Annotated in this window: 10 protein-coding genes; 4 read left to right on the top strand and 6 right to left on the bottom strand. The window is 63.5% G+C overall.

The genetic code is table 11. The features are described 5' to 3' along the window. Positions 1 to 92 precede the first annotated feature (92 nt). The 4 genes from ACFXHA_RS05745 to ACFXHA_RS05760 all read right to left on the bottom strand — a co-directional run bounded on the left by ACFXHA_RS05745 (position 93) and on the right by ACFXHA_RS05760 (position 6,126). Positions 93 to 2,255 (bottom strand): 3-hydroxyacyl-CoA dehydrogenase NAD-binding domain-containing protein, encoded by a 2,163-nt coding sequence (locus ACFXHA_RS05745; RefSeq protein WP_379353287.1) that lies wholly within the window; start codon positions 2,253 to 2,255, stop codon positions 93 to 95. A gap of 32 nt (positions 2,256 to 2,287) precedes the next feature. Continuing rightward, positions 2,288 to 3,499, bottom strand: coding sequence for an acetyl-CoA C-acetyltransferase (locus ACFXHA_RS05750; protein WP_379353289.1), 1,212 nt, complete (start codon positions 3,497 to 3,499; stop codon positions 2,288 to 2,290). A gap of 194 nt (positions 3,500 to 3,693) precedes the next feature. After that, positions 3,694 to 5,253: a long-chain-fatty-acid--CoA ligase gene (locus tag ACFXHA_RS05755; RefSeq protein WP_379353291.1), complete on the bottom strand. Its 1,560-nt coding sequence runs from the start codon at positions 5,251 to 5,253 to the stop codon at positions 3,694 to 3,696. A gap of 78 nt (positions 5,254 to 5,331) precedes the next feature. After that, positions 5,332 to 6,126, bottom strand: coding sequence for an alpha/beta fold hydrolase (locus tag ACFXHA_RS05760; RefSeq protein WP_379353293.1), 795 nt, complete (start codon positions 6,124 to 6,126; stop codon positions 5,332 to 5,334). A gap of 444 nt (positions 6,127 to 6,570) precedes the next feature. On the opposite strand from ACFXHA_RS05760, the gene ACFXHA_RS05765 reads away from it, so the two are divergent. Continuing rightward, complete coding sequence (locus ACFXHA_RS05765) at positions 6,571 to 7,173, top strand: TetR/AcrR family transcriptional regulator (RefSeq protein WP_379353295.1); 603 nt, start codon at positions 6,571 to 6,573, stop codon at positions 7,171 to 7,173. 95 nt (positions 7,174 to 7,268) lie between these two features. Here ACFXHA_RS05765 and ACFXHA_RS05770 read toward each other — a convergent pair whose 3' ends face one another. Beyond that, positions 7,269 to 8,786: a flavin-containing monooxygenase gene (locus ACFXHA_RS05770; protein ID WP_379353297.1), complete on the bottom strand. Its 1,518-nt coding sequence runs from the start codon at positions 8,784 to 8,786 to the stop codon at positions 7,269 to 7,271. Between the two features lie 318 nt (positions 8,787 to 9,104). On the opposite strand from ACFXHA_RS05770, the gene ACFXHA_RS05775 reads away from it, so the two are divergent. The 3 genes from ACFXHA_RS05775 to ACFXHA_RS05785 all read left to right on the top strand — a co-directional run bounded on the left by ACFXHA_RS05775 (position 9,105) and on the right by ACFXHA_RS05785 (position 11,967). After that, entirely contained in the window at positions 9,105 to 10,247 is a 1,143-nt protein-coding gene (locus ACFXHA_RS05775; protein WP_379353299.1) for an acyl-CoA dehydrogenase family protein, read from the top strand. A gap of 12 nt (positions 10,248 to 10,259) precedes the next feature. Further along, on the top strand, positions 10,260 to 11,135 hold the full coding sequence (locus tag ACFXHA_RS05780) for an SDR family NAD(P)-dependent oxidoreductase (protein WP_379353301.1): 876 nt from the start codon (positions 10,260 to 10,262) through the stop codon (positions 11,133 to 11,135). A gap of 142 nt (positions 11,136 to 11,277) precedes the next feature. Continuing rightward, positions 11,278 to 11,967, top strand: coding sequence for a TetR/AcrR family transcriptional regulator (locus ACFXHA_RS05785; protein WP_379353303.1), 690 nt, complete (start codon positions 11,278 to 11,280; stop codon positions 11,965 to 11,967). Positions 11,968 to 11,970: 3 nt separating this feature from the next. On the opposite strand, the gene ACFXHA_RS05790 is transcribed toward ACFXHA_RS05785, so the two are convergent. Beyond that, positions 11,971 to 12,549, bottom strand: a complete 579-nt coding sequence (locus ACFXHA_RS05790) for a TetR/AcrR family transcriptional regulator (protein ID WP_379353305.1) — start codon at positions 12,547 to 12,549, stop codon at positions 11,971 to 11,973. Between the last annotated feature and the right edge of the window lie 652 nt (positions 12,550 to 13,201).

Here is a 13,201-nt window from a genome sequence, read left to right on the forward strand (position 1 = left end):
CCTCCCCCTCTTGTCCCCCCCCCCCCTGGCGTGCGGGGGGTGGTGCACCGGCGCGGCCCCCCGATCCTGGTCTGTGCCGCCGCGACGGGGACTCAGGCGAAAACCTCGCCGACCTCGGCCTTGGCGATCAGGCTGGCCGGGGGCTGGAACCGTTCGCCGTACTTGGCGGCCAGATCCTGTGCACGGGCGACGAATCCGGCCACACCTCCCTCGTAGCCGTTGATGTACTGGACAACGCCACCGGTCCAAGCCGGGTAACCGATGCCCAGGATCGACCCGATGTTCGCGTCGGCGGTGGATCGCAGCACGCCCTCGTCGAAACACTTCACCGTTTCGATCGCCTCGGCGAAGAGCATCCGCTCCTTGATGTCCTCGAACGGGATCTCATAGCCGGGCTTCCGGAAGTGCTCGTACAGGCCCTGCCACAGGCCAGCGCGTTTGCCGTCCACGTACTCGTAGAACCCGGCGCCGGCGGTGCGCCCGCCGCGGCCGTATTCGTCGATCAGGCGGTCCACGACGATTTCCGAACCGCTTTCGGGCCATTCGTCACCCGCGGCGAGCACTGCGGCCTTGGTCTCCTCGCGGGCCTTGCGGGCAAGGGTGAGGGTGAGCTCGTCCTGCAGTTGCAGCGGCGGGGCAGGGTATCCGGCCTGCATACCGGCCTGTTCGATCGACACCGGTTCCACGCCTTCGCCGACCATGGCGATAGCCTCGGCGACGAACTGCATGATCACCCGGCTGGTGAAGAACCCACGGCGGTCATTGACCACGATCGGGGTCTTCCCGATTGCCTGGGCGAGGTCGATCGTTTTGGCCAAGGTGGCGTCACTGGTCTTCTCACCGACGATGATCTCCAACAGGGCCATCTTGTCGACCGGCGAAAAGAAGTGCATGCCGATGAAATCGGCTGGCCGAGAGACGCTTTCGGCAAGGCCGGTGATCGGCAGCGTCGAGGTATTCGAACCCAGGAGCGCGTCGCCCGCAACCACCGGCTCGATCTCGCGGAACACCTTTTCCTTGATCGACGGGTCCTCGAAGACCGCCTCGATCACCAGATCCGCACCGGCAGCATCGTCGTACAGATCGGTCGGGTGGATCCTGGCCAGCAGTTCGTCGCCCTTCTCCCGGGAGATCTGCCCACGGGCAACCGACTTCTCGACGAGCTTGACCGAGTAGTCCTTGCCGCGGCTCGCGGCGTCGATGCTCATGTCCTTGAGCACCACGTCAATGCCCGCCTTGGCGCAGACGTAGGCAATGCCAGCGCCCATCATGCCCGCACCGAGCACAGCGACCTTGGCGAAGGACTGCTTGGGATAGCCCTCCGGCCGTGAGCCACCGGACTTGATGTGCTGCATGTCGAAGAAAAACGCCTGGATCATGTTCTTCGCGACCTGGCCGGTAGCCAGCTCGGTCAGATAGCGCGACTCGATCGTCGAGGCGACGTCGAAACCGACTTGGCTGCCCTCGACGGCCGCTGCTGTAATGGCCCGCGGTGCAGGCAGATTCGCGCCCTTGATCTGCTTCCGCAGACCAGCGGTCACCAGCGGCAGGGTGGCGGAGAAACTCGCGTTCGCGGGGGTGCCACCAGGGATCTTGTATCCCTTGACATCCCAGGGTTGTACCGGTGCCGGATTGTCCAGGATCCATTTGCGCGCGGACGCGAGCAGCTCCTCCGGGCTGTCGACGACCTCGTCGATCAGTCCCACTTCCTGCGCCTTGGCCGGGTTCAGCCGCGGCCCCTGCAACAGGACGTCGGTGAGCGCCTTGTGCACACCCAGCATCCGCACAGTTCGCACGATGCCACCCCCGCCGGGCAGCAGACCCAGGCCCACTTCGGGCAGGCCGATCTGGATGCGACTGTCCGACAGCGCGATTCGGCGATGAGTGGCCAGGGCGATTTCGAGTCCGCCGCCGAGCGCGGCACCGTTGATCGCCGCGACCACCGGCTTGCCGAACGTCTCCAGCCGGCGCAGCTGGGCTTTGATGGCTTCGGTGTTGGCGAAGAACTCGGCGGCGTTCTCCTTGCTGGTCGCGATCAGGTCGTTCAAATCGCCGCCGGCGAAGAAGGTCTTCTTCGCCGAGGTCAGGATGACGCCGGTGATCGAGTCCTTCTCCGCCTCGAGACGCTCGAGCACGGCTTGCATGGACGCCACGTGGCGGTCGTTCATAGTGTTGGCGGATTGGGCCGGGTCGTCCATGGTCAGCACGACGATGCCGTCGGCTCCGGACTCCCAGCGAATCGTATTGTCGCTCATAGTGTGGTCGATCTTCCTTTTCCTGCTGAGAGTCACACTCGTTCGATGAGGGTCGCGATGCCCATGCCGCCGCCGATGCACAGCGTGATGACGGCGCGGCGCAACTCGCGCCGTTCGAGCTCGTCCACCATTGTTCCGAGGATCATCGCCCCAGTCGCGCCCAGCGGGTGCCCCATGGCGATGGCGCCGCCGTTCACGTTGAGCTTCTCGTCCGGGATGCCCAAGTCCTTCTGGTACTTCAGAGCGACGGCTGCGAAAGCCTCGTTGATTTCGAACAAGTCGATGTCATCGACGGTCAATCCGGTGTTCGCCAACAGCTTTCGCGTCGCAGGAGTCGGGCCGGTGAGCATGATCGTGTTGTCCGCGCCCGAGGTGGCGGCCGAGACAATGCGCGCCCGCGGGACGAGCCCGAAGTCCTTGCCCGCCTGCTCACTTCCGAGCAGTACCAGCGCCGCGCCATCAACGATCCCGGAGGAGTTGCCACCGTGGTGAACGTGGTTGATCTTCTCGACCCAGTGGTACTTCTGCAGTGCCACGGCATCGAAGCCGATGTCACCCATGGCCGCGAACGACGGGCGCAGGCGGCTCAGATCCTCGACAGTAGTTCCCGGTCGCATGTGCTCGTCACGGTCGAGGACCGTCACACCGTTCTGGTCCAGCACAGGGATGACCGAGTTGCCGAAGTAGCCGTTGGACCACGAATTTGCCGCCAGGTCCTGCGAACGCACCGCGTATCTGTCGACCGTCTCGCGGGAGAAGCCTTCGATGGTGGCGATCAGGTCGGCACCGATGCCCTGCGCGACGAAGTAGGTGTCATACGCGATGGCCGGATCGTTCATCATGGCGCCGCCATCGGAGCCCATGGCCACCCGCGACATCGATTCGACGCCACCCCCGATCACCAACTGCTCGAAGCCGGAGCGCACCTTCTGTGCGGCGACGTTCACGGCTTCCAGACCGGAGCCGCAGAATCGGTTGAGCTGAAATCCGGACACCGTCTCCGGGAGACCGGCGGCGAGCGCAGCAGTGCGCGCAATACATCCACCCTGATCACCGAGCGGGCTGACAACGCCCAGCACGATGTCCTCGATCCCTGCGGGGTCGAGGCCGGGGTGCCGCTTGCGCAGCTCGTCGATCAGGCCGACCAGCAGTGAAACCGGCTTGATTCCGTGCAGCGAACCGCTTTCCTTGCCACGGCCGCGCGGCGTGCGGATGGCGTCGTAAATGAATGCCTCGGCAGTCACACAAACATTCCTTTCTGTCGCAGAGTCAGTAGAGACCCCACATTCCCCACTTCACTATCTACATATACTGACATGTTGTCAATAAAGATCGCGAACGGGTCCGCGACCTCGAACGACAGGCCCGTCCGGGTGGCCTGAGCGGTGATCGCCTACTCACGCCATCGATAGTGAGCAGAAGCGAAATCGGCTACGCCTCAGTGAATTTCCAAGTGCTTACGCAGGTCGGTCTTCAGGATCTTTCCGCTGGCATTCCGCGGTAGCGCCTCGAGGACCACCAGGCGCCGCGGGCATTTGTACACCGCGAGTCGTTCACGACACCACTGCTCCATCTCCGCAGCCGTGGGAGGCTCCTCGAGGTCGGTGGCAACCACCACCGCCAATGGCACCTCGCCCCATTTCTCGTCCGGCACACCGATCACCGCCACATCCGCGACCTTCGGGTGGTCTGCGATGGTGTTCTCCACTTCAGCGCAGTAGATGTTCTCGCCGCCGGAGATGATCATGTCCTTGAGCCGATCGACCACATAGAAGTAGCCGTCCTCATCCTGTCGGACGAGATCGCCGGAGTGGAACCAACCACCGTGGAAAGCCGTCGCTGTCGCGGTCGGGTTCTTCCAGTATTCGCGCATCACCGTGGGCCCCCGGTACACGATCTCGCCCACTTGACCGACCGCAACATCGTTCATCTCGGCATCGACGACACGGACTTCCACGTTCAACATCGGCGTGCCCACGGATCCGATCTTCCGAAGGGCATCCTCGCCCATGAGAACCGTTGTCACCGGGCTGGTTTCGGTCATTCCAAACATGCTGTAGAACATCGTGCCCGGGAACGCGTCCATCATCTTGTGAAGCAACGCCGGCGTCGCCGGGGCAGCCCCCCAGGCCGCAGCCCGCAAAGCCGAGAGGTCGTACTCGCCGATATCTGTTCTGTCACAGATCAACTGCCATTGTGCAGGCACGAAGTTGCAGACGTTGACGCGTTCGCGCGCAAGCAGCTCGATCGTGTCTCCGGCGTTGAACGCGCTCATCCTGGAGATCACCGTCTTGTCACCACGGAACAACGGCGGCAATATGCCCGCCACGCCGGCGATATGAAACAGCGGAGTCGCCGCCAGCCAGACGTCACAGTCCCGCGGGTACGAAAGATGGATGAGCAAGCTGGTGGTGTGGATCAGCAGGTTGTAGTGGGTGAGCACCGCACCCTTCGGGCGACCGGTCGTGCCCGAGGTGTACATGATCAAGGCAGGAGTGTGTTCGTCCACCTCGATGCGAATCTCGGCGGCCGACGACGTCCCGAGAACGTAACCGAAACTCTCCCAACCAGTTTCGGGTTGCCCACCGCCGATGACGATGCGGTGCCGGAGACCGGCCACCTGTTCCCGCGCCTTGTCGACGGCGGGCGCCAGCACATCATCCGCGATGATCACCGAGACGCCGCTGTCGTTCAGGATGTAGGCCATCTCGTCGGCGGCCAACCGGAAATTCACCGGAACCGTGACGGCGCCGATCCGTGCGGACGCCAGATACGCCTCGACGGTCTCGATGTTGTTCAGGGTGAGCACCGCGATGCGATCGCCCGGCCGAACGCCGCGCTCCAACAGCGCGTTGGCAAGACGGTTGACCCGATCGTCCAGCGCCGCATACGTGCGATCCGTACCTTCGAATCGATATGCGACGCGATCCGGGATCCTCCGAGCATGCCGGGCGACCAAATCGCTGATCGTGATTCGCTGCTGAGCCATGACTGACATGGGTTTTCGTTTCTCCTCACCGTCTGACGCGGCCGTTTCGTGAACTGTTTGAGGGGTCGGCGGCGTGCCCGACGGCTATCAGTCGACCCACTCTTCAAGGGCAGCGCGCACAATGTGTTCCGGCGCTTCCCAATTGAGCATGTGTCCCCCGTCTGCGACGTAGTCGATACGCGCATCCTGAGCGCGCGCGACGATCAGCTCTGCGTGCCACGACGGGGTGGTGCGGTCCGCTGTGCCGGTCAGGACATACAGCGGCAGATCGATGTCGGGGAGCACACCCTCGACTGATTCCTTGCGAAGCATCGTGACGGCTGGACCCACCACAGTGGGAATAGCGGCCATCGACAGCCGGGACGCCTCTAGGACCACCGGCGACGGCCCAGGTCCGAGGCTCTGCGCTGCCATCATGGAGCCGACCCTCCGGCCACTCGCCAGGCGTTGCGCGAGCCCCAACTGGATCAGTGGACCCTGCACGACCACGCCAGGCGCACCCTTGGACGAGTTGCCGGTAATGGGGCTCACCAACACTGCACGGCTGATCCGTTTGCGAAAAACCGGATCGGTGAGCAGCCCGAGCGCGACGAAGTTGCCCATCGAGTGACAGACGAGAGTCGCGTCTCGCAGATCGTAGTGGTCGGCAACCGCGCGTAGGTCCCCTCGGAATTGGTCGGAGCCAATTCCATCCGCTCCGCAGCTGGACCGGCCGTGTCCGCGCTGGTCGTAGGCCACGACCCGTCGACCGGCGGAAACCAGGGCCGGCTGAACCATCGAGTAGCTCTCGGCCGGAACGCCGAATCCGTGCACCAAGAGCACATCCGGGCCAGTACCGGCGGCTACACCCCACAATTTGGTGCCATCCGGACGCTCGATCATGCTCTCGGTTCCAGGCAACTGCCGCAGGAGGTCCGGGACCAACGGCCCTCCGATCGGTGTTGAGCGGTCAGAGTTCCGGTTCATTGGCGTGCGCTCCCTTCGAACAACCGCCTTCGACGACGAAGTGCGGCGACATGAGAAGTGTAACTGACATCTGGTCAGTATCGAAAGAGTTTTGAAGTCATCGAATGATCGTCCTCGAGCAACGAAATCGGCACATCGATCCAGCTCAACGGGCTATTGAGGGCTTTCACCCGCAGCCCGCGTACGCTCCCCCAAACGGCGGAGCCGCTCCCTTGTCGCCGCCAGTTCGCCCCCAAGCCAGCCATATAGGTGCAGAAATGCCACTACTGCCTTTATGCCAGTAGCTCGGCGCATCCAGGTAACATCGTGAACGTGCCAGCAACCAGCGCCACTGACTCACCGAAGGCTCCCCGCGTCCGAATGGATGCGGAGGAACGCCGCAAGCAGATCATCGAGACTGCACAGCGGCTTTTTTCCCAGCGGCCTTACTCGGAGGTCTCGACCGCCGAGATCGCGGAGGCGGTGGGCATCGGGCGGCCGAACCTGCACTACCACTTCCGCACCAAGCGCGACCTGTATGTCGAGGTGGTCCGCAACTTCGCACGCCTGCCGGCACCGCCGAAGGTACGTAAACGTCGTGGCACGCTCGAAGACCAGATTCGCCACACTCTTGACGGTTGGCTCGACCTGGCCTGGGAGAACCGCGGCACGTTCATGACCATCTTCGAGGCCGGACCGATCAACAACGATCGGGAAATCGAGGATATCCTCGAGGACGGTCGAGAGGCATGGGCCGCCCGGATGGCAGAGTTGCTCGAATTGCCCGGCGGCGCAACGCGACCCGCCCGTGCGATCATCCGCGCCTTCCAGTCCATGGCCGAAACGGCAGTCGATGAGTGGCTTCGGCGTGACCGCCTTTCACGCGACGACGTACTCCTAATGCTCACCAAGGCGCTACTCGCCTTGGCTCAAGACGTCGCGCCGACCGTATTGGATCCGGCGAAAAATACCCGCTCGAAATAGCCATCGCGCTCACGTTTCCTCGAGCTACACCGTTCAATGACCCGCCCGAGTCCCCGTTCCCCTCCGAACGGGAACTCGGGCGGAGCGATTGTCGGCTATCGCACGACGGCCACCGATGACTCAGCGCCCGAACGATCAGCGGCATAGGTCAACGTGTAATTCTCCACGTCGAACCGGCGCAGAGTTTTCACCTGGTTCCGCATAGAGCCCGGCCATGCCGCCGTGTTGATGCCGTCATCGTTTACGTAGAAGCTGGTGCAACCGCCTGCATTCCACACCGAACCGGCAAGTTTGGCGTCCTTGTAACGGTTCCAGTCGTCCTCGGCCTCCTGTCGCACCTCGACGGTCTCGATCCCCTGTTCACGCATGGTCGCGATTGCCGATGCGATGTATCGCGACTGTGCTTCGGCGGTCAGTGGCACCGAAGCGGATCCGCTGTTCGCCCCAGCGACCATGAATGCGTTGGGACATCCGGCCATGGTGGTACCGCGGTAGGTGCGCGGCGTGCCAGCGAACTTCTCGGCGAGAACACGCCCGTCCCGGCCACGCACGCGCTGAAGCACCTGCTGTCCGAACGCGAATCCGGTGGCGAAGACGATGGTGTCGGCTTTGAATTCTCGCCCGTCGGATGTGATCACTGAGTTGTCGCGGATCTCAGCCATACCGGAGTCGACGAAGTCGACGTTCTCGGCCGCCACCGCAGGGTAGAACTCGCTCGACAACAGCATCCGCTTACAGCCGACGGCGTAATCCGGAGTCAACTTGGCCCGCAGCTCGGGATCAGCGACCGACTTGCGTAGGTGCCAACGTGCAGCCCGCTCGAGCAGAAAGGCGTACTGGGGCTTCATCGTGGTCACGACCAAGGCCTCAGAAATACCCAGGAGAACGGCTCGCAGGAATCGTTGCCTGAACAGCGCTCGGCGGCTCCCTACCTGAGCATGGACAAGATCAGGCTTGGGCACGATCCACGCGGGGGTGCGTTGCAGCAGGACGAGCCGGTCAACCTTCGGCTGGATCTGCGGAACAATCTGGATAGCGGAGGCTCCCGTGCCAACGACCGCAATGCGCTTGCCGGTCGGGTCGAAGTCGGCGGGCCAATCCGTGGAATGGAACATCTCGCCGGTGAACCGGTCCGCGCCGGGAATCGTTGGGACGGTTTTGGTTTCGAATACCCCGGTGGCCAGAACCAGGAAGCGGGCGCGGAATTCGCCCACGGTGGTCGTGCATACCCACCGGCGCGTGACGTCGTCCCATGCGGCGTCGAGCAGCTCGGTGTTGAGCCGTACGTCCTTGACGATGTCGTAGTCGGCCGCGACCTGCTGGAGATAGCCGCGAATCTCATTGCCGCGCGCGAAGAGCCGACTCCAGTTCGCAGGTTGCAGCCCGTAGCTGTACGCGGGCGACGGTACGTCACACCCGACGCCCGGGTAGCGATTCTGGTGCCACACTCCCCCCAGTTCGCTACCCCGCTCCAGGATCACGATCTTGTCCAAGCCCTGTTGCTTCAGCGCGATCGCTGTGCGGATGCCGGACAATCCACCGCCGACGACTATCGCTTCCACCTCGTCGACCGGAGCATTCGCCCCCTGCTCTGACCCGGCATTCGCATTCATATCTGTACGCCTCCTTGCGCGGTTCCGACGGTTGTTCTCAGTCGGATCCGATGTCTAGCGAGATCTGCCTCACACAAGATACTGACATCACGACAGTACCGCAAGTGGAGACCTCCACTCCACCTAGTTCACCAAGTAGACCCGGATAGAAGCAGCTAGAGGCGATATCAAGACATTCCCGCATCCCCCTACCGTGATCGCCGGGAGTGCCTTGGAGTGGCGTCCAGGTCAAGAATGCCCAGATAATCGACCCATGCGGGTTGTTCTACTGACATCGCGACAGTACGATCTGGTCAGGTCCAACCAATGGAGGTTTCGTTGTCCGTGATCCTGACGGAGGAGCAGCGCGCTTTCGGTGCCGCGCTCAGGGAGTTCTGTGAGCGAGAGGCCGGCACCCGGGAGCAGCTGACCGCCCTCTCCGATGAGCGATTCCGTGGTCACAACCGCGACATCTACGAGAAGCTCGCCAAACTCGGTTACGTCGGCGTCGCGGTTCCGGAGAGTTACGGCGGCGGTGGCGGCGGGGCCGTCGAGCTCTGCTTGATGATCGAGGAGGCCAACCGCGGATTGCTTCCCGTCGCCGGACTCGGTGTCAGCATGATCGTTTGCGGACCCTACGAGCGGTTCGGCACGGAAGCGCAGAAGCGGGAAATCCTCGGCGGGATCTGCGCTGGGCGAGTGGAAGCCATCGCGATGAGCGAACCTGAGGCAGGCTCCGACGTCGCCAATCTGTCCACCCGCGCCGTACTCGTCGACGATCACTACGTCATCAACGGGCAGAAGATGTGGACCACCGCAGCGCACGTCGCCGACCACCTGCTCGTCGTGTGCCGCACTGACCCCAAGAGTGACAAGCACGAGGGCCTGAGCATGATCAGTGTCCCGACCGACACGCCGGGCCTGACGATCCGTGGCATAGACACAATGGGCGGGAGTGAGGTGAACGAAGTCTTCTTCACCGACGTCACCGTCCCCGCCGATCGACTTCTTGGCACGGCTGGCAACGGGTGGCGCCAGCTGATGGCCGGTCTCAACCACGAGCGACTGCTCTGCGCCGCACAGGGTGTCGGCCGCGCGCAGCGAGCGTTCGACGACGTGCTCGCATACGTCAAGCAGCGCAAGCAATTCGGGCAGACGATCGGCAGCTTCCAAGCAGTCCGCCATCGCCTCGCTGACCTGGCCACGGCGATCGAAACCACACGGCATTTCGTGTACGGCATCGCCCGATTGGTCGACGAGAACCCGGGTAAGACCTACCCGCGCGAGGCATCGATGGCCAAGCTGCAGGCCGCCGAGCTCGCTAAGCGCACGACGCTGGAGGCAATGCAGCTGATGGGTGGTGCGGGCTACGCGGTCGAGTTCGGGATGGAGAGCCAATTCCGTCAGGCCATGGCCATCACAATCGGCGGTGGCGTCGCCGAGATCCAGCGCGACATCATCGCCAAGACATACGGCTTGTGAAAGGTGTTGGGAATGAACAAAACTGAGCTGCCCAGGCTCGGTGGCGCCGTGGTCACGGGCGCTGGTTCTGGCCTCGGCAGGGCAATCGCGCTCCGCCTGCTGGAGGAGGGATACGGTGTTGTCGTCGCCGATCTGAACATTGAAGCTGGCTATGGGACCGTTCGCCTCGCCGAGGAAGCCGGGTACCGCCACGCGATTCACTTCGAGCAGTCGGACGTCATCGATGAAGCTGACATCGAGCGCGCAATCCACGCCGCTGTTTCGCGGTTCGGCCGTCTTTCCGTGATGGTGAACAACGCCGGGATCGCGGGGGCATTCGGCCCTCTGACCGAAATATCCGCCCGAGACTGGGATTTCACCCAGTCAGTGCTGTTGCGGGCAGTGTTCCTCGGCACCAAGCATGCGGCTCGCGCATTCCTGGCTCAGGAGCTCCCCGGAGTGGTGATCAACATCGCGTCCGCGGCCGGCTACACCGCGGGTCTGGCAACCCACGCCTATTCGTCGGCCAAGTCGGCGGTCATCGCCCTCACCCGAACCACCGCTCTCGAGTTGGCTCCGCACCGTATTCGAGTCGTGGCGATCAGCCCGGGTGTCATCCCCACGCCCATCTCGGGGCGCGTGGACGATGAGTTCGCGGCGGCGCTCGACAACGCGCAGCCCTGGCCCGAGCACGGCACCGCCGACCAGGTCGCCGGTGTCGTGGCATTCGCGGTCGGCAAGGACGCGGAGTTCATCACCGGCGAATCGATCGTCGTCGATGGGGGCCTACTGACCCACGGGCCCGGCCCCGAGCTCCTCACTTCCCTCGGGCTTCAGACACCACGCGTCGCCGGTATCAGATATGCCTCGTCCGACAAGGGTGCGACCACCGAAATCCGCGGGCGCTGACTCCCGCACCAAAGACCCGCGCCGCAACCTCTCGCGTGGCGCGCCGTGCCGTCATCGCGCTAACCGTCATCAGCGCGATGACGGCACATCCATATTCGAACTCCATTGCCTCCTCCAGCTCCGTCCAACCATGGGAGCCGACATGAGCGAATCGCCGACGAAAGACCATGGAACCGCGATGTATTCGCGGCCCCTCCGGGCGGACGCCGCACGCAATCGAAACCGGATCATCGACGCCGCGGACAAGCTACTCGCGCGCCATGGCAGCAGTGTGACTCTCGATGATGTCGCCGCGGAGGCAGGAGTGGGGATCGGCACCGTATACCGGCATTTCAACAACAAGCAGGATCTCGCGATTGAGATTCTCTCCGATTACTTCATCCGGATCGGCGACATCGTTCGCGACTGTGCCAGGGATCCGGATCCATGGCTCGGCCTGGTTCAGATGCTCGAGTACACCTGTGAATTGATTGCCGGCAACCGCGCCTTCATCGGTGCCCTGACCGGATGTGATTCCAACTCAATGGACTTCGATCTGTACCAGGGCTCCGTCAATGCCGCGCTCGACAACTTGCTTGGGCGCGCCCGCGTCGGGGGCGCTGTGCGGCAAGAGATCACCGTGGTTGATATCTGGAGCGCCATCTCGATGGTTCAGGGCGTCGCGGCGTTCACTCATCAAGTAGCCCCAGACAATTGGCGGCGATACCTGGCGCTGATCCTCAACGGAATGCGCGGCGAATCCACCCGTGCACTCGCCATCCCGTCTCCCCCACTGACAAGTGCCCAAATCAAGCAGGCCCGAACCACGGTCGCGCAGCTACGACGGCGATAGCAGTCATATCTGGAACAGCGTGTCAAGCTGCCCCAGCCTACGATCCACCTCAACCAGGTAGTTCTCGAATTCCGTAGCGCCACTACGGACCAACGTGGTGAAGGTCGAGAGCAAGGTTCCCGTGATCGCGCCCGCCAATGTCGACACCATCGGGTCGTCGACCCGACGATCGAGGCGCCGGGCAATTCCTTCCTCGAATGCCTCGGTGGACCGGCGGAAGGAATCGAAGAGCGCGTTCTGCAGCACTGGCGTCCTGACGATCAGTGTGTACCGAGCGCGAGCGTCAGGGTGCGTCGCATACAGCCGCGAAACTCCAGCTCGTACAGCCGCGATCGGGCCCAGCTCAGCTGGAGCCTCAGCGATCGCGTCAGGGAGTTCTGGGGCGATGAGACCGTCGAGGACTATCTGCTCCTTGTTCGCGAAGTATCGGGATACGGTGCGGCTCGATACATCGGCCGCTTCAGCAATTTGGTCAACGGTGGTCTCTGCGAATCCGCTGGCGACGAACAACTTCAGCGAGCATTGCTCGATCTCCGCACGGGTAGACCGCTTCTTGCGTTCCCGCAAGCCAGACTCAGCCACCAGCACCTCCTTGTGTGGGTTGGTTCACGCGACACGACGTTGACGCGTAACGCCCAACAGTGCCGGTGTGAGAAACGAAATCTGCCGCCACCGCAGGGGGTAACCGCGGTGGCGGCAGGCGCGCCACTGAGTGGGTAGGCAAGGGTCAGCGTTGACCCTGTGGCGCGAGCTTCGGGGGTGTGTCGCCACCGCGTGGGCGGCTGGAATTGGTACGCGATGACGACACACGACACGCCACGTTGCAGGTCGTGGCGCGAGCTCGTTGACGGTCACAGGCATTATTTCCCTTGCACCGCAACAGCTTTGAGACGGACACCGATGGGCCCCGCTGCCGACAATCCTGCCCTGCCGCGACGCTCGAGCATTGTCGCAAGATGAGTCACTTACCGAATGGATCGGCTAACACCCGATCTCGAGAAAAGGTGCCGTCACCGTGGACTGCCCAGCACAGACCCACGGTGACGGCACCGTCGCGCCACCGCGAGGGGGTGTGGCGCGAGCTTCTTCGGGGGGTGTCGTGACCCCGCGGGGCGGGGGGGGGGATTTGGGGGGGGTGGTCAAGGGGCGCCCCCCGGCGGGGGGGGGGGGGTGGGTGGGGTACGGCGGTGGCTCGCGTGGGCGGGGTGGGGCGGTGTGGTGGACGGGGTAGTTG

This window comes from Nocardia sp. NPDC059240 (assembly GCF_042753865.1).
In the GTDB taxonomy this organism is placed as follows: domain Bacteria; phylum Actinomycetota; class Actinomycetes; order Mycobacteriales; family Mycobacteriaceae; genus Nocardia.